This window comes from Flavobacterium johnsoniae (genome assembly GCF_030388325.1).
Lineage (GTDB): Bacteria > Bacteroidota > Bacteroidia > Flavobacteriales > Flavobacteriaceae > Flavobacterium > Flavobacterium johnsoniae_C.
The window spans coordinates 2,268,612-2,289,285 of the sequence record NZ_CP103794.1 but is presented as its reverse complement, the minus strand read 5'-3'; the positions used below and the strand labels follow the sequence as shown (position 1 = coordinate 2,289,285).

Sequence of the window (20,674 nt, the reverse complement as noted above, 5' to 3'; positions counted from 1 at the left end):
CATTAAAAAAAATCTATTTTTTAAAATTCTTGATTCCGCTTTGAAGCCAGTTATAATATTCCTCTATATTTGGATTATAAGCAGACGGCTCAGTTAAACTTTCGCTTTTATGATCTACAATTACATAAAACGGCTGTGCGTTTGCTTTATAGGTTTTAATCTGCAAATCGCTCCATTTGTTCCCAACAGTTTTGATCTTTTTTCCTGTAGTTTCAGAAGTATATTGTTCGCTTTCAGGAAGTTCTTTTTTATCATCAACATAAAGCGAAATCAAAACAACATCATTATTTAGAGTATTTAAAACTTTTGAATCTGACCAAACTAATTCTTCCATTTTTCTACAATTCACACAGGCATATCCTGTAAAATCAAGTAAAACTGGTTTTCCTTCTTTTTTCGCATATTCCATTCCTTTATCATAATCATGAAAAGTAATAATGTTTTGCGGACCGTGTTCTGCTCCTTCTGGAAGCGATGAATTGGAACTTTCATTTGAAATTTTAGAACCGCCCAATCCATCTGGAGATTCGCTATAATGCATTGGAGGAGGAAATCCGCTGATTAATTTTAAAGGTGCACCCCAAAGTCCCGGAATTAGATAAATAGTAAAAGTTAAAACCAATAATCCGAAACCTAATCTTCCGACAGAAATATGATTTAAAGGAGAATCATGAGGTAAAGTAATTTTTCCAAATAAATAAAAAGCCAGCATTCCAAAAACGGCAATCCAAATCGCTAAGAAAACTTCCCTTTCAAGCCAATGCAATTGCAAAACCAAATCGGCATTTGATAAAAATTTAAAAGCCAAAGCCAATTCTAAAAACCCTAAAACTACTTTAACCGTATTTAGCCATCCGCCAGATTTTGGCAATGCATTTAACCAGCCAGGAAAAGCTGCAAATAATGAAAATGGCAATGCGATTGCTATAGAAAATCCTAACATACCAACAATTGGAGCTATTCCTCCTTTTGATGCCGCTTCGACCAATAATGTTCCAACAATTGGTCCCGTGCAAGAAAATGACACAATTGCTAAAGCCAATGCCATAAAGAAAATCCCGATTAATCCGCCTCTATCGGCTTGTGAATCAACTTTATTGGCTAAAGAACTTGGCAATACAATTTCGAAAGCTCCTAAAAAAGAACAAGCAAAAACAACCAATAAAATAAAGAAAATCAGATTGAACCAAACATTTGTTGAAAGTGCATTTAATGAATCTGCTCCAAAAACAGCCGTTACAATTGATCCTAACAAAACATAAATGATTACAATTGAAATTCCGTAAATCATGGCGTTTCTAATTCCTGCCGCTTTGGTTTTACTTTGTTTGGTAAAATAACTTACCGTCATCGGAATCATTGGGAAAACGCAAGGCGTTAATAATGCTGCAAAACCCGATAAAAAAGCTAAAATAAATATCGTCAACAATCCTCGTGATTCATTTTTCTTTGGTGAATGAACCTCTTTATTTGACGTTTTTTCTTCCGTTTGAGCAACTATTTTTTCTTCTGTAACTGTAGAATCTTCTTTTGAAATGGCAGTTTCTTCGGCGGAAGCCACTTTCTTTTCGGTCGGAATTTTAAACGTCAATTCTTCTGAAGTCGGAGGTAAACAATTGCTGTCATCGCAAACCATAAATTCAACTTCTCCTGCAACATTCGAAACAGCATCTGAAGTAAATTTTATCTTTTGAGTAAAAAGTGCTTTATCTTCAAAATATTTAATTTTCATATCGAAGATTTTATCGACCACTTCATGCCCTTTTTCTTCGGTTGTTTTTCCGACTAATTCGAAGTTTTTCTTCGTGTTTTTGAAAGTAAAAGCAGTTCTCGAAGGTCCGCCTTCTTCAATATATTGCCCGTACAAATGCCAGCCAGATTGAATCACGGCTTGCGCTTTTAAAACATATTCTTTGTCTGAGATTTTCTCTACCGATGTTGACCATTTTACCGGATTGTACATTTGTCCAAACATACTTACAGAGATCAAAAACAGCAATGTTATGATAGTTTTTTTCATTGTTTTTTTGAGTTTGATTTAAAAAAAAGAGCTGCTTGCCGACAGCTCTTGAAAGCCTTTCCTATAAAATTTGGCTTACTAATTCAGATTTTAAAATGAAATGAAAAGACTTTTTTTAGTTTGTAGTCGCAGTTTTCAGTCTCAGTAACTTTGTCAAAGTTTTAAACTTTGACAAAGTTACTGAGTCCTCAGAATGAGACTGGGACTGAAAACTGAGACTAAACACTTTACTTCAAAGGATTCCCGTCTTTGTCTAAAGAACCCGATTTGATGATAATCATTTTATCCAGTTTCACATATTTTTTAATCGCATCGTTTACCTGCTGCAAGGTTGCTTTTTGGATATCATTTGGATATTGTTCGATGTAATTTGGTTCCAATCCTCTTTCGATAAAATTCAGAATCGTTCTCGCCATTCCGTTTGTGGTTGACATTCCGACTTTAAAGCTTCCGATCAGATTGGTTTTCTTGTTTTCCAATTCCGATGCCGTAATTCCTTCTTTTACCCATTTGTCAACTTGAACCATAGTCGCATCAAGCCCTTTCTGGAACAGGTTTGGATTAAATGAAGCATTTACAAACCAGTAGCCGCCAGTTTCGATATTTCCTCCCAAACCGGAAGAAATATTGTAAGTAAGTCCGTCATTATCACGAACAGTCTGCATTAAACGTCCAGCAAATCCAGCGCCTAAAGTATAGTTCCCGATGTAGAACGGAATATAATCGGCATCTGCTCTTTTTAAGCCCGTGAATTGTCCGATATATAATTCTGCGCTTGGCTTTTCTGGAATTGTAACCACTTCCGTTTTTGAATCTGATTTTGAAGCTTCCTCAAATTTCAGTTTCTCCGTAACGCCGCCAGTCCAGTTTTTGAATGATTTTTTTAGGGAAGCATTTAAATTGGCACCGTCCGTATCTCCCACAATTACCAGACGCATTGAAGCCGTTCCGAAATATTTTTTATGGAAAGCTTTCACTTCTTCCAAAGTCGCTTTTTTGATGTTTTCGATATTGTCTTCAACGCTTAAGCTGTAATTCGGATTTGTTTTTGGATAGATTGCCTGCGATAAAGCAATATCGCCTCTTTCGCCAGGATCGTTCAGGCTCTGCTGCGTGTTTCCGATAAACTGCTGTTTCAGGTTTTCGAATTCTTTGGCATCAAATAATGGATTTCTCAATTCTTCAGCCAATAAAGCAATTACCTGATCCAAGTCTTTTTTCAGACATTTGAATCCGATGTTGATTTTAAAAGTGGAAGCGTTTACATTTAAATTAACGCCCAGTTTCTGCAGTTTTTCTGAGAACTTGAATTTGTCATTAAGCGTTGTTCCTTTTGAAAGCATTGAAGCCGTTAAAGCCGGAATAATGTCATTTTTAGTTTCGCTTGCATAATTTCCTAATGAAATGCTCGCTGCAACAGTCACAAAATCTTTTGCCGAAGTTTTTACAGAAACAACATCAATTCCTGAAACTTTTTCTCTTTTAAAAGCCGATGCCGATTTTTCAATTGCAGTATCATCAAAAGCAGTTTCTGAATTATTTTTTTCTTCTAAAGAAATAGCTGCTGGACTTTCTTCATGCGAATGATCATTTTCTGGATGTCTGTAGTAAAACGGACCGTTTTCTTCGATAAAATTATTTGCTTTGGCTGTGTCTTTATTTTGAGAACCAGACTGTTTCGGAATAAAATATCCTGTTGTGCTCTGGTCTTCAACCAGATATTTATTGGCTACACGCAGAACGTCAGCTGGAGTTACTTTTTTCAAACGGTCAACTCCCGTAATATAATCTGTCCAGTCTCCCGCTGCAATCGCTTCGTTTAATGCCGATGCAATTACTCCGGAACCGTCGCGAGCTAAAATAGTTTGCGCGCTAATTTTTGCCACAACACGGTTTACCTCATCTTGAGTAACGCCTTCCTTTTGGATTTTAGCAACAACTTCGCTGATTTTCGCATCAATATCTTCGTGTTTTGAAGTCGTCGGAAATCCAACCCCGATTGTAAAAAGTCCAACTTCTTTAAAGTCTGTTGCGCTTGCGTATGAATAAATTCCTAAACGGGTGTCAACAAAAGTTTTATTCAGAATTGCAGAAGGTCCATTTCCGATAATTTGAGCCAATATATTCAGCGCTGGAAGATCTTCGTGCAAAGCTCCAGGAATTTTATACGCTTTGTTTATAACGCCAAGCTCTCCAGGTTTTTTAACTGTAATTTTACGCGGACCATACTGCTGAGGCTCTTCTGTGTAAGGCTGCGGCATTGCTTTTGGCGCTTTTGTGATTTTACCGAAATATTTTTCGATCAGTTCAAAGACATTCTCTTTTCGGAAATCTCCGATAATTGTCAAAGTCGCATTATCTGGCCAATAATAGGTATTGTAGAAATTTTTTAAAACTTCGATTGGCGCATTTTCAATATCAGATTTCCACCCAATTGTAGAATGGTGATATGGATGAGCAATATAAGCCGAAGCCCAGATTTCTTTATCCAACAGACTATTCGGATTATTTTCGCCACGTTCAAATTCGTTGCGGACTACCGTCATTTCTGCTTCTTTATCTTCTTTAGTTAAAAGAGAATTTCTCATTCTGTCGGCTTCAATCTGGATTGCCAATTCGATTTTATCGCTAGGAAGCGTTTCAAAATAGTTTGTGCGGTCGTACCAGGTTGTAGCATTTAATTGCGCTCCGGTATTCTGCAGCACATCTGTAATCGTGTTTCCGTTCTTTTTGTTGAAAGTCGGCGTTCCCTTAAACATCAAATGTTCCAAAAGATGCGTCGATCCCGTGTTTCCCAAAACTTCGTGCTTAGAACCCACGCGATAGACAATCTGCACCGTTGCAACAGGCGAAGCATTGTCCTGCAGAAGCAGAACACTCATTCCGTTTGGCTGGTAAAGATATTCTTCAATTCCGCCCAGTTCTTTGATTTTCTTAAAATTAACCGATTTGTTCTGCGCTGAAATTAGGGTGCAGAAAGCTAGTGAGCAAAAGCCCACAAGGATGTATTTTTTCATTTTTTGTAATTGAAATATTAGCTTGAAGTAAACTTTGTCAAAGTTTGAAACTTTGACAAAGTTGAATTACGTATTTTAAAACTTAAGATTTACTGAAAATTTCTTTTAATTTAGATTGAAGTTCAGCTTCTCTAAGATTTTTGGCAACGATTTTTCCGTCAGGTCCAATTAAGTAGTTTGTTGGCACCATTTTTACGCCGTACAAAACAGCTGCTTCATTCTGCCATCCTTTTAAATCTGAAACATGAGTCCAAGTTAGACCGTCTTTTTCGATTGCTTTTTCCCAAAGATTTTTTTTATCGTCTAATGAAACTCCCAAAACATCAAAACCTTTATCGTGATATGTTTTGTAAGCCACAACCACATTTGGGTTTTCTTTACGACATGGTCCGCACCAGCTTGCCCAGAAATCAACCAAAACATATTTTCCTTTATAATCTGATAATTTTACTACTTTTCCGTTTACATCTGTTTGAGAAAAATCCAATGCTGCTGCACCGATAGCCGTTTTGTCGTTAAGATCGATCGTTGCTTTTAATTTTTTTCCGTAGAATGATTTTTGAATTTCTGGAGATAAAATAGCGTAATATTCTTTTACTTTTTCTGGAGTTCCGTAAGAGACAATTCGGTCATCGATCACTAATGCACCTCCTAAATTATCTTTATTTTTCTTAATGAATTTGTCTGTTAAATCATCCGCGAAAGCGCCAAGATCTTTCCATTTTTTATCCATCATCGTTTGTTGTTCTGGCGTCAATTTTACTTTTCCGCTTTGCGTTAAGGAATCAGATAATTTATAAATTGGACCTGCAACTGATTGTATTTTTTTGAACTCATTATCATAATATGATCTGTATATATCATTTTGAGTTGCTCCCGTAACTTTAGCTTTATAAATAGAATCTTTTTTAGCTTCTACTTTAATATCTTCATTAGATAAAAGAAAATAGGCTCCGTATTCTTCTCCTTTTAATTTAATGGTATGCAATAAAGGTTCTGAGACTTTTCCGCTAAGAGTAAAAGTTCCGTCTTTTTGTATTTGTGCAGAATCTGCAATTTTTTTGTTTCCTTTTTCATCTGTATTTTCCAGATAAACCATTCCTTTATCTAATCCGGCAATGGTACCGTTAATTGTAAATCCTTCTTCTTTTTTTGAACAAGAATTCAGCACGGTCATTAGCGCCAGTGCAGATAAACCTGATTTTAAGATTGTACTTTTCATGTTGATATTTTTTTGTTGTTATATTTTTATTTGTTTTTCAGTTTAGGTTTTCAGTTTAAATTTTCGACTGTGACTGAAAACCGTCACTGAAAACTTAATTACGATTTCAATAATTCTTTTAATTTCGCTTCCAATTCTGCTCCTCTTAAATTGTCTCCGATAATTACACCTTTACTATCCACCAAATAAGTTGCTGGAATTGCTTTAACGTTGAATGATTTACTTACTTTATCATCGTCTAAAAGATTGTGCCATTGCATGTTTTCTTGTCCTAATGCTTTTTGCCAAGCTTTTTCGTCTTTATCAATTGAGATACTCAAAATTTCAAAACCTTTACCTGCATATTCTGCATAAGCTGTTTTCAGATTTGGAATTTCTTTACGGCATGGTCCGCACCAAGAAGCCCAAAAATCAATTAGAATATATTTTTTTCCAGCCACTATTTCTTTTGCTGTGTATGCTTTTCCATCTTTATCTTTCAAATTGAAATTGGCAACACTTGTTCCTACTAAAGAAACAGGAAACAAATCTTTTTCTAAAACTTTTCCATAGTAACTTTTCTTTGCTACTTCTGAAAACTGATCGAACATCGGTTGTTGGTCTGGTGTGAAATAACTATAATTTGTTAACATAAAAAATGGTCCCCACCAAGTTGCTTTGTGTTTCGCAATTACATCTTTTGTTGTTTTTTCTACTTTTGTAAAAAATGCTTTTTCTGCTGCTTCAAAAGTTTTCCATTGTTCTGTACTGTAAAGAGAATCTAGCACTTTTTTGTTTCCTTCTTTTCTTGCTTTTCCAACTTTATTGCTCAATTCATCAATTCCTACGTGATAAGCAACATAATCTTTGTCTAACTCCTCTTTAAAAACAGTTTCTTTTTTATAAAAATCATGCGATTTTGAACCTGTAACTGCTACATCTTTAAATTTAATCCACTGTCCTTCGTCTGTTGAAACCGTTCCAGCTGCTGTTACTTTAATTTTTGCATTTTCAGCCATTACAGGTATCATTCCTTTGCTTTTTCCAAACGTTATGTAGAAATATCTTGGTTCATTTAATTTTCCTGCGAAAATAAATTTCCCATCTTTTAAAGTTGTTTCGGCAACAGGCAATTCAGAAGAATGTGTTCCTCCAGGAATTAATTTTACAGCTGTTCCTTCTTCAAGACCAGAAATATTTCCTTCAATAGTATATGAAGTTGCAGACGTTGTTACTGCTTTTTTCTTTTGTGCAATAGTGCTGTTTGAAATAGATAGCAAACAGATACACAATCCTAATATTTTATATTTAATTGTATTCATTTTTGATTGATATTTTAGAAAAAGCTTCCCTTTCGGGGAATCCTAATTAGGAAGCTTTTGAGATTATTATTTAGCTACGTTTTGTGTAATTGTTCCGTTTCCTGGATTTTGCGTTGCTCCTTGCGGGAAAGGCATTGTCCACATATGTGATGTTGACGACAAGTTGTAAGTTACACCTGCTACAACTTTAGATAAACTAAACGGATAAGTGCCTTCTGCATTCAGACGACGTGCATCTGCAAAAGGTATTAATGTTAAAATAAGTTCGTTACGCTTAGTATTGAAAATAGCATTTAACGCTGCTGTTTTGTCTGTCGGTGAAATATCGGCATAAGATGCAGGCAAAATACGCGTTTTGCGGATAGTGTTTAAAATTGCCAATGCTTCGCTTATTTTATTTTCGCGTGCCAGACACTCTGCTTTGATTAAATAAACTTCAACAGTAGTGATTCCTCCAAAATTATACATTCCTGACATAGTTGAATAATAGTAGGTATCTGAACCAACAGTTCTGATTTTCCATCGTGATTTGTATTTAACATCTCCTGCTTCAAAACGTTGTGCTCTTTCTACCGGAATACTTAATTCTCTTCCTAACGAATAAGAAGAACCATGACGAAAAGTATAATTTTCAACATAGTTATACCCCATTGGCGATGGCGTTGTGGTATATGAATTTGGCAAATCAATTACTGTTTTGTTAGCATTATAATACCCTACCCAATCAAATAATTTGTTATTTTCTGCTAAAGCCATATCAGCATATTTTAGGGCTTCTGTGTAATTATTCATTTGTAAATAAACACGTGAATAAAATGCGTAACCAGCTCCTAAATTTGGGTGCAAAGCTGTTTTTGAAACTTTTGGCAAATATGGAATTGCATCACTTACATCTTTTAAAATGAAATTGTACATTTCCTGAATTGTTACCTGTTTGCTTGGCGCATTAATATCTGCACTGGTAATTAAAGGCACGGATAATTTGCTTGCATTTGCTGTAGTGTAAGTATCTGCATAAAAATTAGTCACTGTAAAATATGACATCGCTCGCAACATTTTTGCTTGCGCCCAAAGAATTCTTTTATCTGCTTCGGTTGCTTCGGTTGTTGTTAAAGCATTCTCGATAATCAAATTAAAAGTCGAAATTCCAGCATAAGTTCTGTAATATGTAGTTTCATCTGCCTGATTCAAATCAATACGATCTGCATTTTCATTCCACATATAATTAGCATTTGTCAATCGGTAGTAAGCCAAATTGGCTGCAGTTTGAAATCTATCATTCATCAAACTTATTGCTTGTTCTACGTTTACGACTTGATTGCCATATTCGTCTCTTATAAAAGCTTCAAAATCTGCTAATGTAGTAGGAGTTTTAGAGCCTTTTGGCACATCATCCAAATAATTATCACAAGAGGCAAAAGTTATTCCTAATGCTAATACATAAAGTATATTTTTATATAGATTTTTCATTTTGTCTTCTTTTAAAATTAGAAATTAACATTTACACCAAAAACGAAACTTGGTGATTGGAAACCGTTCAGCATAAATTTAGCGTCTCTGCTTTTTGCCCAAGTGTACACATTTTCTGCATTCAAATTAAATCGTATGTCATATAGATTTACTTTCTGAACAACATTCTTTGGCAATTGATACGCTAATGAAATATTGCTTAATCTCACATTTGAAGCATCTAGAATGTTAATATCTGCATAACGATAAATATCACGTGAAGCACTATTAAAATCAGCTTCATATTCATAAACTGCACGAGGAACATTGGTAAAAGCCTCATCACCTGGCTGCTGCCAACGGTTTACAATGTTTTTATTAATTACAGTAATATCAGTCACATAGCCACCTAACGCTCCAGAATAGTTATTGTTTAACATAGGTAAGAAGGTATTTCTAACCTTATGTCCCAGTTCGTAAATGAATAATGCTGAAAGAGAAAAGTTTTTGTAAGCTACAGAAGTATGAAAAGATCCACTGTGATTTGGCACCGTAGAACCATAATCATGTATCGCTTCTAAATCGGCAGGATTGTAAATTATTGCCGTTCCCGAAGCATCATATACTTGTGGCAAACCTTTATCACTTAAACCAGCCCATTTGTATCCGTAAATAGTGTTGTAATTATTACCAACTCTAGGATAAGCAGATGGATAATCTAATTGTAAATAGTAAACTGGTGCTTTTACATTAACATAATCTACTTTATTTTTGTTATTGGCATAAAGTACCGATGCATCCCAAGAAAAAGATGGCGTTTTAACAATTGTTCCTCTTAAACTTACTTCATAACCTCTATTGGTCATTTCTCCGTTGTTTAACCTATAAGTAGAATATCCCCAGCCTTCTGTTGGAATTCCTGTACTGCTTGCCAATAAATCTTCTCCTTTTTTATTGTAAAAATCAAATGTTCCGCTCAATCTGCTTTTGAATAGAGAAAAATCTAATCCGATATTTTTTGTTGTCGTTTTCTCCCAAGATAATTCAGGATTTGGTCTAGAATTAACGCTTCCTTGAATACCTCCTACGTTACCATTATTTGAGTAATAAGCTGTTAAATAAGGAGCTGAATCTTTTGCAATATTTCCTCCAATACCATAAGAAGCTCGAAGTTTAAGTGCATCGACCCAATTTACAGCAAAAAAAGATTCCTTATCAATATTCCATCCCGCTCCTGCAGACCAAGTTGGTTTATTTTGGTACTTATTATTGGTTCCCCAAAGATTAGAGCGGTCCCAACGCAAACTTCCGCTTAAAGTATATTTTTTGTCGTAAGTATAACCTGCTGTACTATAAACAGAAACATAACGATTTTGTAATTCCCTTTCGGCAGAAAAATTATTAGAAGACATATAGCCATTAAAAACACTGCCGTAAACTCCCAATAAACTAGCTTGGTTTATTGGTGTAAAAGATAAAGTCTGTTCATCCCAGCCATAGCGTGTGTCATCTCTGTACTCTGCTTTATTATGGCGTATTTCCATACCAGCAATAGCAGAAACATCGTGCTTATCATTAAATATCTGAGCAAAATTTAATTGCTGACGGAAATTATAAGCATTCGTAAATTGATTGGTTTCTTTTAAAATATCACCGTAAGGTAAGTTGTAAACTGCTGCATTGTTGGCAATAGTTACCATTCCGTTAACCTGACTTCTAACGCTAAATGATTCTTTTTCTCTTAAATAATTTGTACGGTCTACACCATATTCATACTGGAACATGGCATTGTAAGTAAACGCATTACTGAACTTTACATTAAATTTTGCAAACGTACGGTTTAAGAAACTTTTAGTCTCGCTTACATTTCTGCCTAGCTCCTCCATTGGCGTAATATCCATATTATACAAACCATAATTCTGTAATGACTGAAGCGTAAAATTATTGTATCGCATAGCTGCTGTAGAGGTAAAATAAGTACCATCATCATTAACCAATTGATTGTATGGTTGATATTTAAATCCTGCAGTTGCTAGGTTATTAGGATTGTAAGCATAATAATCTTGTAAATCGCTTTTACCAAAGTTGGTATAACTTCCTAAATCTACAGAAAGCCAGTGATTTACTTGAGTTGAATTCTTTAAGTTAAGTCCAATGCTTTCATTTTCAGAATTAATATCTTCCAGCTTATTATTCTTGTAAGTTAAAGATGCATTAAAACTATTTGATTCAGATCCTTTTCCTAAACTGATATTGTGTTGCGTATAAAACTGATCACGTTTAGCATATTTTGCTACATCATCAAAATATTTGTAGCCTAGAGATGACAAACGATTTAGCTGATTATTAGCATCTGTCTGAGAAATCGCTCCCGAATATCCTTTTAAAATAGTCTGCATACCCAAACTTGTAAAAGCGGCATTGTTCAACAAAGATTGCGCATAAGTACTTGCATTTGCACCTTGAAGATTAGGATTTGAAGCTGCCCAGCCTCTCTCTAAATCAATTATATCTGCCGAATTAGTTAAATTATCAGTATAATTTCTGTACGGTGTTACGGTAATATTACTCGTATAACTAATATTGGTTCTTCCTGCTTTTGCTTTTTTAGTTGTAATTACTACAACTCCATTGGCAGCGCGCGCTCCATAAATAGAAGCGGCTGCAGCATCTTTAAGAACCGTAATTGTTTCAATATCTTCTAAGTTTAAATTTGGAAGGTTTTCTTCGATTGCAAAATATTGGTTGTATTTTGTATTCTCTACCGGAAAGCCATCGATAACATACAAAGGCGTTGTTACACCGTTCATAGAAGTTGTACCACGAATTTTACCATCTTGGTAACCAACAACACGTCCTTCTAGAATTTTATCTAAACTATTTAGACGCTGTTCTTGAAAGTCTTTTGCTTTTAAATTAGAGAAAGCCCCCGTTACTTTTTCAGCTGTAATATTTTGATAACCAGTTTTTAATACTACTCCTTCTAATTCCTGTACGTCTTCTTTTAAAACAACATTGATAACACTTCTGCCATCAACTTTTATTTCTTGTCTTACATATCCTAAATAAGAAAATGCTAAAGTCGTTTCGCTGCTTACTGCAATTATCTGATATTCTCCGTTAAAATCAGTGTTTACACCTCTTCCTGAACCATTATCTGCAACGGCTGCACCTACTAAAGGCATTCCTTTTGCATCTGTAACTCTACCTTTTACAATAAAATCTGCAACTGGTTTTTTCTCTTCTGGTTTATCAGCAGAGATTTTTTTAGGCATCAAAATAATATGGTTTCCAGATACTTTAAAATCAGTACTGGTATTATTAAAAATTTTATTCAGAATTACTTCAATCGAAGTTTCACTTGCATTTACGTCGATTACTCTATTCAAATCGACAGATCTTACATTATAAACAAATCTGTAATCTGTAGTATACTCTAGTCTTTCAATAACTTTTGCAACAGTCATATTATTGACATTAAAAGAAATCTTATTTTTTTGAGAATAACTAGTTCCGGCATGCATTACACTTAAGGCAGTTAGGAGAAATAATGTGGTCAATTTCATTTTCAAATCAAATTTCAAAAAAGGCTTATCAAACCTGATTTTGTTCAAGAGTTTTTTCATACTTTTAAAATGTTTTTTTTAATGTTGGTTGGTTAATTAACTGACCGCATATACTCTACCGGGAAATGTTGGCGCATTTTCCGGTTTTTTTATAACGATCCTTTTCATTTTTGGATTTTTGTTACATAGGCGTTTTTTAAAATTGTTAATTATGAATTGTTAATTATGAATTTACTTTATTGTGATTTTATCTCTTTCTATTTGATAATCAATCTTATAACTATCACTGAAATATTTCAAAACTACTTCAATTGGTTCGTTATCAAAACGGGCATTAAAAATCTCTTTTCCTAAAGTTTTATTTTTATTAATGAAAGTCACATTATATTGACGTTCCAACTTTTTGATAATCTCAGCAAAAGACGCATTTTTAAAAACTAAACTTCCTTTTACCCAAGCCGTGTAATAATCAGGATTTACTTGTTCTGTATTAATTGCATTTTCACCTTTTAAATTAGAACCTTTTAAGCCTGGTGTTAGAAATACCTGATTTGTTTTCTGCTGTTTATAAAGTGAAACTTTACCTTCTACCAAAACAACATCTGTACTTGCATTATTAGTATACGAATCAACATTGAACTTAGTTCCTAAAACCTCAACATTAACCTCTTGCGTATTTACATTAAACGGATGCGCTTTATCTTTACTAACTTCAAAATAAGCTTCACCAGTTAGAGAAACCTGTCTGCTTTTATTTTTGCCAAACTGTACTGGATATCTCAAAGAGGTTCCCGAATTTAAATGCACAACAGTTCCGTCAGATAATTGAACTTCGAATTTTTTTCCGTACGGAATTTTCAAAGTATTGTAAACCAATTCACCTTCAGCAAAAGCTTTCGCATAAACCAATCTATCTTTTTCTTGTTTTCCTATAATATTTCCATCTTTATCTGTCACATTTTTTTCTTCAGAAGTATCAATTGTTTCAGAAGATCCGTTACCTAATTGTAAAACAATTTCGTCTACTCGCGGAATAATAACATTTTGTTTAACTTCTTCTGCACCAGAATTTTTATACAAATAAAATCCGCCTAAAGCGACAATTAAAATCGCTGCATATTTATAGTAAGATGAAAATCTCCTTTTTGTAAACACATTATTCTCTTTTTGAATTCTCTCAGAAAGCTGTTTTCTAACTTCTGTAGAATCAAAAGTATTCAAGGCCGTATCGATTGCATAATTGGTTTTTACAAAATCCTTAAACACAATTTGATTTTCGTCTTGCTTTAACCACTCTGTGAGCTCCTCAATTTCGTCTTTAGAAGCCTGATTTGTGATAAATTTTACGATTAATCGCTCTGATTTTTTCGCTGTCATTTGGGTCATTTTTAATATTATTACGAAGCCGAAAAACAAAACCCTAACAATTTGATAAAGTTTTTTTCATTTTAATGATTTTTTTATTTTTCACAAGTCTTTTCTCTCAACAAAACTATATTAATTCTATAGAATTTATAAGGTAAATAAATTATATTTGCATTTTATTCTCATTTTTATTTGTAATAAATTTCAAATAGAAAATGAAAAAAATGAGCATTTTTAAGAAAATAAGCTCACTTTTAAGGCATAAAATTTATAAATTAATATATTTGTTTCTATGAAGATTGATGATTACAGCGATAATACCACATTAATTGAATCTCTAAAAAATGGAGACGAAACCGCTTACACCTATCTCATCGATACTTATCATCATAAACTTTGCGTTTATGCTAACAGTCTGGTAAAGAATGTTTACAGCGCAGAAGATATTGTTCAGAACGTTTTTATTAAAGTTTGGGAACAGCGCACGAGATTAAAAACAGATCATTCTCTAAAAAGTTTTCTTTACAAATTGGTTTACAATGAGTTTATAGATTTATATCGAAAAAATCAATCTTTGTTTTCTCTAGAAAAATCATATTACGATGCATTAAACGGAATTGTCCAAGAAGATGATTCTGAAGCTTTTCAACGTGTTTTGAATGCTGTCAATAAAGAAATTCAAAATCTGCCTCCAAAATGCAAAGAAGTTTTTATTTTAAGTAAAAAAGAAGGTTTAACCAATATCGAAATTGCAGAACATTTGGATGTTTCCATCAAAACTGTTGAAGCGCAGATTACTAAAGCCTTTTCTATCTTAAGAAATTCTTTAGAAGAAAAAGTAAAAAGTGTATTGTTTCTATTGTTTGGTGCAAAAAAAAAATTCAGACTAAATAATTAATCTGAATTTTCCTTTTTATTGTTTTTAAAGAATCGTATATCCAATTCCTCTTTCTTCTATTTATTTTCAAGCTATTCAATCATTAATCTTTTTTCTATATTCTCGCCTCTTCCATTTTCTCTTCAAATAATTCTAAAACTGGTATTTTCATATCATGATAAAAAAGTACTTTCCAGTTTTCATCTTTTGCTTGCTGTTCCCATTTTTTGCGTGATTCTCTTGCGCGTTTCCCATCAAAGTCAGTTTTGTAAGCAACATGCATTGACCAATATATTTTTTGAGGTAAATCGTCTGCACCATAAAAAACAATTTCATCATCTGCCTTAATCCAGAAAACTTGATGAAATTTTGTGTGTCCTGCCGAAACTTCGTAGAAAATTTCATTAGTTATATTTCCACTATCTGAATTTAGCAACTCAACATTAGGAAGTTTTTTCAATTGATTTAATAACTCAAAAACATACGACGGATTATTAATTTGTTCTAAAGCAAAATCTATTTCTCGTTCCTGAATATAAATCTTCGCATTTGGAAAATTTTGAATAAAATTACCATTCTCAAAATAGCCAATTCCTTCTATATGATCTTTATGCAGATGCGAAACCAAAACTTTTGTTATTTGATTCGGATTAATATTATTCTTTTGAAGCATTTCATGAATAAACGGAATTCCGTTATTTACAAATCCTAAACCAAAATCTAATAAAATAAAATCGTTATCAGTGATAACCACAAAAGGCTGAATTGCCATTTTCAAACCTGAATCTGAAGTTTCCTCAGTTAAAAGTTTAAATTCCTTTTGAGCATTTGCCACGTAATTTCCTTCTTGTAAAGCTATGATTTTCATTTTTTCTTTCTTCTGTAATTTTACAACAGGACAAAGTTCTTAAGATTTTCTATATTTGTAAAACCTTATTTTTCGATATAATCAATCGATAAAACCGATTTAGAAATGGAACTTCGACAGCTTAAATATTTTCTTAAAGCAAAAGAATTACTGAACTTTACTGAAGCTGCAGCTGCGCTTTATATTAGCCAAAGCACTTTATCCCAACAAATTAAACAGTTAGAAGAAGAACTTCAAGTACCGCTTTTTAATAGAATTGGAAAAAGAATTACACTAACAGAAGCAGGAAATTTGTTTGCCGTTTACGCGCAACAATCTGTCAATAAAGCCTTAGACGGATTTCAATTTATTAAAGATTTGAATAATCTTGAAACTGGAAAAGTTGCGATTGGTGTCACTTATGCATTGCGCCATGTGGTTACGAAAGCATTGATTTTGTTTAGTTCTGAATATCCAAAAATTCAATTTGAAATTGTTTTTGGAACTTCGCAGGAATTAATCCAGAAACTGAATCATTTTGAGCTTGATGTAATTCTGACTTTTGAAGAAATCGCTTCAGAGGAACATTTTAAATACAGAGAATTATTTACATCTCCAATGGCTTTGGTTACCTCAGCTGAAACGTCATTCACCAATAAAAAAAGCATTTCTTTGAGTGAAGTGAGTTCGTTACCTCTCGCGCTTCCTTCTAGTGGTTTTAGTACAACTCAATTTATCAATAAAGCTTTTAAAAAGGATAATCTCAATCCGAAAGTTACGATTGAAATCAACGATATTCCAACTTTATTAGAATTGATTAAAACAGGAAAATGGCATACAATATTGACCAAAACAACAATTGAAAACGAAAAAGATCTGCACGCGATTCCAATAAAAGGACAAAATATGACTCGAACTGCAATGCTTATTTCCTTGAAAGAAGTGTATGAAAAAAAAGCAGTTAAAGCCTTTTTGAATATGTTGATGGAGAATTTGAAGTAATTTTTGAGTACAAAAATATTAAGATTACAATTTATCAAAAATAACAAACTAAAATTTAAAATTACCTTTTCAATAAGTCCCAGCGGGACAAAATATTTATAGAAACAATTAGTCCAATTTCAAAAGAGCCCCGGCGGGGCGAAATATTGATTATAGCAATTATGTCGCTCTTCCAGAGCTCTCTTTTTACCGTACATAAAATATTCTATAAATATTTCATTCTTCCGGAATTTGTCTAAGAAAAATTCGCTTGAAATAAAATTTGTCGAATTTTTAAAAGTTTTGATTGAATAAAAAACTACTTCAACTCAGCCTCAAAAGGCGAAGCAGGTAAATTTTCTTTATTGTACAAATTAGCATTATCAGGATTATCTGCCCAAGCATAACGAACTTTAACTGGATTTCGAACTTCATTATTCCAAACAATAATTTTATTGCCATCGATAATGGCTTTTGCCCAAACGAATTTTCCGTCTGAACCCGCAACTGCAAAACCATTTAAAATATTTCCTCCTTTGCTCATTAAGCCAGAACCAACTGATTTAAAACTTAAAATAAGCTGTTCGTCTTTTTGTTTCATGGATTCAAAAATTGGTCCTGAAGCAATTATTTTTTTTTCGCCATAAACCAATTTTCTTGCTTGAAGCGCCAATCTTTTTCCAACATCGTATTTATTTAATGGGTGAATATCATTCCATTCTCCCAAATCTATTGTTACTGCCAATCCTGTATTTTCAACTTTTAATAAATTGTATTGCTGTTGTCTCAAAGCTGCCCAACTGCTTTCTAAAGGTTCCAGTTTTGGATCCATATAATTTGTCAATTGCACGATTAAAAATGGCAATTTTTCTTGATCGAGTTGCGTCCGCCACGTATCAATTAGAGTTTCCATTAAAGAAAAATATTCTGAAGGTTTTTTAGTGTTCGATTCGCCTTGATACCATAAAACGCCTTTTAAAGGATAATTTTTTAAAGGTGCAATCATGGCATTATAAAGTCCGACGGGTTTCCATCTTACAAAAGTTTGACCAGGAAGCGGCTGCATTTTTGAACCTAATTTATAATTCCAATTTCCTTTTAAATCAATTGTTTTATCGCCAATAATTAATTCGTAAGGTTTATCGACTACGAAACCTCCTCTTCCAGAATTGTTGATTACACGAACGGTAATTTCGTTTTTTCCTTCTTTTAAAAAACTAGCATTGAAAGCATAAATTCTCGGCGGATATTGATACGAAGTTGTTCCAACAAAATTCCCGTTTACAAAGACAGAATCGGCATCGACAATTCGTCCTAAAATTAATTTTGCTTGATTTTCTTTTATTTTTTCTAAAATAAACTCTTTTTTAAACCAAACAGAACCGTTTGTGTTTCCGAGTTCGGTATCTGCCCAATAACCTGGAATTTTCATTGTTTTCCAATCGGAAATATCGGTTGTGTTTTTCCATTTATTTTGTAAACCCAAATCGGTTTGATTTACTAATTTATACCAATCTGAACTTACTTTTCGATCATTTTCATCGATTTGTTTTTCGAGTTTTCCGTCTTTAAATTTTAAATATTCCTGCTCATAATCTGGAAACTTTTTAATTCCTTCTTCGTTAATCCAAGATTCAGCGGGCGAACCTCCCAAAGCGCTATTTATTAATCCGATTGGAATTTTATACTTTTCGTAAATTTCGGTAGCGAAAAAATAACCAACGCCAGTAAATTGCAAAACACTGTTTGGGTTCGCTGAGATCCATTCGCCTGACGAAAAATCATTTCTTTCTTTTTCAAAATAGTATTCATCTGGAACTAAAAATTGTCTAATGTTCGAATTCTCCGATTTCGCAATTACGTCTTTGTATTTGTCTTTCAATCTGTCCATCGGAAGTTCCATATTCGATTGTCCAGAACACAACCAAACATCTCCAAAAAGAATATTTTTCAGCATAATTGTATTAGTTGCTTTTAAAGTCATTTCATAAGGTCCGCCCGCTTTTTGCGATGGAATCTGAATCGTCCATTTCCCTTCTTCGGATGTTGTTATGGTGTATTTTTTTCCTTTAAAATCGAGTTCAATATTTTCGTTTGGCGACGCCCAACCCCAAATATTGATTTTGGTATCGCGCTGCAAAATCATTCCGTCGCTGATTAATCGCGGCAATTTTATTTGCGCATTGATGCTGAAGGTTATAAGAAATGCTAGTATTATGTTTTTCATTGTATTATGTTTTTTTTAGCCACAGATTAAAAAGATTTTTTAAATTAATCTGTGTTAATCTTTTTAATCTGTGGCGAAAATAATTAGTGCCAATTCGTGAAATTATTGGCAAAAAAATCATTCATAACTATATAATTTTATTTTTTGGATTTCGTAATCGCCAACTGAAATCCTTAAATGTCTTCCTTGATGAGTTTGGTCTCCATTAAAATGTCTAATGGTTTTCCAAATATTATTTTCAAATCTGCCTTGATCTGTTTTTAAAATTCCAGCATTTAGATTTTCTTTTAAAGGTTTAAAAGTGACCACAATTCCAGAACCTGCAATATAAAATTCATCTTTAGCAATTTCAATAATAATGGCGCTCGACATTGGCCAAAACTCAGCTTTTTCTCCTTCTGACCAATTTAAAGTATAATCATGTTTGAAAGTGAATTCGTAATCGCCCATTTTAATGATTTGAGTATTATTTTCTTTGTCTAAAAGAACTCCGTCGATTTTTCCTTGTCCTTTATATGTTTCAATAGTTGGCGTTAATTGCTTTACTAAATCGTAAATTTTTCCGAGCGGTTCTTTTTTGGCATCGACAATCGATTCGATAGAAAAAGGCGAAAAACCAATAGCTTCATAATGTCCGATTGCATACAAACCTTTAAATGGCGCGGTTTCATCAAAACGATGTTCGGGAATAAATAAAGGATCGCCTTGACGCGTAAATAAATCATTCCATTGTTTGAAAGACGGATTGTAAAAATCTGGCGCTAAAAAATCAATTGCATTTCCAGCGGCTTTCCAAACATCCATAAGATGCGGAAGCGGTCCTGCGCTCGGATATTGTCCCGGTTTTTTTTCGGGCGCATTTAGTGCGGCATTTACAAACATCGGAATCGGATAAATATCTTTTCCTGCTTTTGCAATTTGATTGGTAAATTTTGAGAAATACCAAGCCATAAAAATTTCGTCTGTTTGAAGTCCTTTTCCGAAAATTTCTTCCCAGTTTCCTGAAGTTTTAAATCCGTTTTTCTTCCAAATTTCTAAAAATTCTGGAACTAATTTTTCCTTATTTTTTTGAAGATATTGCTGTAATTCTTTTGGAACTTCTTTTTTGAAAGCTTGATTTGCTAACGAATGATAATCGCGCGCAGTTGGCAGCATTCCGATTTCGTTTTCAACCTGAATCATAATAACCGTTTGTTCTTTTTGATCGAAATCTTTAATATGATTCATCAATTTTTTGAAAGCATTCAAATCGGCTTGAAGATTATTTTCGCTGAAAGGCGTTACAATTTCATGACTTTTATTTTGATCGTCTTTTACTCTCGGATATTTTTTCTGGTTTAATTTTACCCAAGCCGGCGCGTGACTCGACATACTATTTTTCCAAGATCCAAACCAAAGAAAAACCAATTTTAAGTTTTCTTTTCGTGCGCGAAGAATCAAATCGTCTATTAATTGAAAGTCAAATTTTCCCTCTTCTGGTTCAATTAATTCCCAATAAATTGGCGTTAAGACGGTATTGAGATTCATATCAACTAATTTTTGCCAAATAGTTTCCATGCTTTCCATACTTGTCGCTGATGAATTTCCTAGTTCGCCGCCGCGTATCAAAAATGGATTTTGGTTTACAATTAATTGTGTTTTGTTTCCCTTTTTTTGAAGATGAGGTATGTTTTGAGAAAACCCAAAATGCATTAAAAATAAGGCGATTAGAAAAAAACTTTTTTTGAGAATATGAAACATACTTTTTGTTTTAATAGTAAAATTAAACAAAGCAGCTTTGTCAAAATTTAGAACTTTGACAA

At 33.4% G+C, this 20,674-nt stretch carries 12 protein-coding genes; 2 read left to right on the top strand and 10 right to left on the bottom strand.

All coding sequences use genetic code 11. The annotated features are described in order from the left end of the window. Nucleotides 1-13: 13 nt before the first annotated feature. The 7 genes from NYQ10_RS09985 to NYQ10_RS09955 all read right to left on the bottom strand — a co-directional run bounded on the left by NYQ10_RS09985 (nt 14) and on the right by NYQ10_RS09955 (nt 13,952). Nucleotides 14-2,020, bottom strand: coding sequence for a protein-disulfide reductase DsbD family protein (locus tag NYQ10_RS09985; RefSeq protein WP_289880459.1), 2,007 nt, complete (start codon nt 2,018-2,020; stop codon nt 14-16). A gap of 227 nt (nt 2,021-2,247) precedes the next feature. Then, nucleotides 2,248-5,037 carry a M16 family metallopeptidase gene (locus NYQ10_RS09980; RefSeq protein WP_289880457.1) on the bottom strand — a complete coding sequence of 930 codons (2,790 nt, stop codon included), beginning with the start codon at nt 5,035-5,037 and terminating at the stop codon, nt 2,248-2,250. Between the two features lie 82 nt (nt 5,038-5,119). Next, a complete protein-coding gene (locus NYQ10_RS09975; protein ID WP_289880455.1) occupies nt 5,120-6,259 on the bottom strand; it encodes a TlpA disulfide reductase family protein in 1,140 nt (379 codons plus the stop codon). 98 nt (nt 6,260-6,357) lie between these two features. Beyond that, nucleotides 6,358-7,560, bottom strand: coding sequence for a TlpA disulfide reductase family protein (locus NYQ10_RS09970; protein ID WP_289880454.1), 1,203 nt, complete (start codon nt 7,558-7,560; stop codon nt 6,358-6,360). A 66-nt stretch (nt 7,561-7,626) separates the two neighbouring features. Then, nucleotides 7,627-9,030 (bottom strand): RagB/SusD family nutrient uptake outer membrane protein, encoded by a 1,404-nt coding sequence (locus NYQ10_RS09965; RefSeq protein WP_289880452.1) that lies wholly within the window; start codon nt 9,028-9,030, stop codon nt 7,627-7,629. A 17-nt stretch (nt 9,031-9,047) separates the two neighbouring features. Further along, nucleotides 9,048-12,575 (bottom strand): SusC/RagA family TonB-linked outer membrane protein, encoded by a 3,528-nt coding sequence (locus NYQ10_RS09960; RefSeq protein WP_289880450.1) that lies wholly within the window; start codon nt 12,573-12,575, stop codon nt 9,048-9,050. Nucleotides 12,576-12,806: 231 nt separating this feature from the next. After that, nucleotides 12,807-13,952 carry a FecR family protein gene (locus tag NYQ10_RS09955; protein ID WP_289880448.1) on the bottom strand — a complete coding sequence of 382 codons (1,146 nt, stop codon included), beginning with the start codon at nt 13,950-13,952 and terminating at the stop codon, nt 12,807-12,809. Between the two features lie 280 nt (nt 13,953-14,232). Here NYQ10_RS09955 and NYQ10_RS09950 point away from each other — a divergent pair, with 280 nt between their 5' ends. Then, nucleotides 14,233-14,838: an RNA polymerase sigma factor gene (locus NYQ10_RS09950; RefSeq protein ID WP_289880445.1), complete on the top strand. Its 606-nt coding sequence runs from the start codon at nt 14,233-14,235 to the stop codon at nt 14,836-14,838. A gap of 94 nt (nt 14,839-14,932) precedes the next feature. Here the strand turns inward: NYQ10_RS09950 and NYQ10_RS09945 are convergent, their stop codons facing one another. Beyond that, entirely contained in the window at nt 14,933-15,685 is a 753-nt protein-coding gene (locus NYQ10_RS09945; protein ID WP_289880443.1) for an MBL fold metallo-hydrolase, read from the bottom strand. 105 nt (nt 15,686-15,790) lie between these two features. On the opposite strand from NYQ10_RS09945, the gene NYQ10_RS09940 reads away from it, so the two are divergent. Beyond that, on the top strand, nt 15,791-16,666 hold the full coding sequence (locus NYQ10_RS09940) for a LysR substrate-binding domain-containing protein (protein WP_289880441.1): 876 nt from the start codon (nt 15,791-15,793) through the stop codon (nt 16,664-16,666). Between the two features lie 298 nt (nt 16,667-16,964). Here NYQ10_RS09940 and NYQ10_RS09935 read toward each other — a convergent pair whose 3' ends face one another. Then, nucleotides 16,965-18,872, bottom strand: coding sequence for a sialate O-acetylesterase (locus tag NYQ10_RS09935; protein ID WP_289880439.1), 1,908 nt, complete (start codon nt 18,870-18,872; stop codon nt 16,965-16,967). 117 nt (nt 18,873-18,989) lie between these two features. Further along, on the bottom strand, nt 18,990-20,612 hold the full coding sequence (locus tag NYQ10_RS09930) for a DUF5597 domain-containing protein (RefSeq protein ID WP_289880437.1): 1,623 nt from the start codon (nt 20,610-20,612) through the stop codon (nt 18,990-18,992). Nucleotides 20,613-20,674 lie beyond the last annotated feature (62 nt).

Coding starts and splice junctions, on each gene's coding strand:
- NYQ10_RS09985 (WP_289880459.1), bottom strand. CDS start 2,020: ATGAAAAAAACTATCATAACATTGCTGTTTTTGATCTCTGTAAGTATG.
- NYQ10_RS09980 (WP_289880457.1), bottom strand. CDS start 5,037: ATGAAAAAATACATCCTTGTGGGCTTTTGCTCACTAGCTTTCTGCACC.
- NYQ10_RS09975 (WP_289880455.1), bottom strand. CDS start 6,259: ATGAAAAGTACAATCTTAAAATCAGGTTTATCTGCACTGGCGCTAATG.
- NYQ10_RS09970 (WP_289880454.1), bottom strand. CDS start 7,560: ATGAATACAATTAAATATAAAATATTAGGATTGTGTATCTGTTTGCTA.
- NYQ10_RS09965 (WP_289880452.1), bottom strand. CDS start 9,030: ATGAAAAATCTATATAAAAATATACTTTATGTATTAGCATTAGGAATA.
- NYQ10_RS09960 (WP_289880450.1), bottom strand. CDS start 12,575: ATGAAATTGACCACATTATTTCTCCTAACTGCCTTAAGTGTAATGCAT.
- NYQ10_RS09955 (WP_289880448.1), bottom strand. CDS start 13,952: ATGACAGCGAAAAAATCAGAGCGATTAATCGTAAAATTTATCACAAAT.
- NYQ10_RS09950 (WP_289880445.1), top strand. CDS start 14,233: ATGAAGATTGATGATTACAGCGATAATACCACATTAATTGAATCTCTA.
- NYQ10_RS09945 (WP_289880443.1), bottom strand. CDS start 15,685: ATGAAAATCATAGCTTTACAAGAAGGAAATTACGTGGCAAATGCTCAA.
- NYQ10_RS09940 (WP_289880441.1), top strand. CDS start 15,791: ATGGAACTTCGACAGCTTAAATATTTTCTTAAAGCAAAAGAATTACTG.
- NYQ10_RS09935 (WP_289880439.1), bottom strand. CDS start 18,872: ATGAAAAACATAATACTAGCATTTCTTATAACCTTCAGCATCAATGCG.
- NYQ10_RS09930 (WP_289880437.1), bottom strand. CDS start 20,612: ATGTTTCATATTCTCAAAAAAAGTTTTTTTCTAATCGCCTTATTTTTA.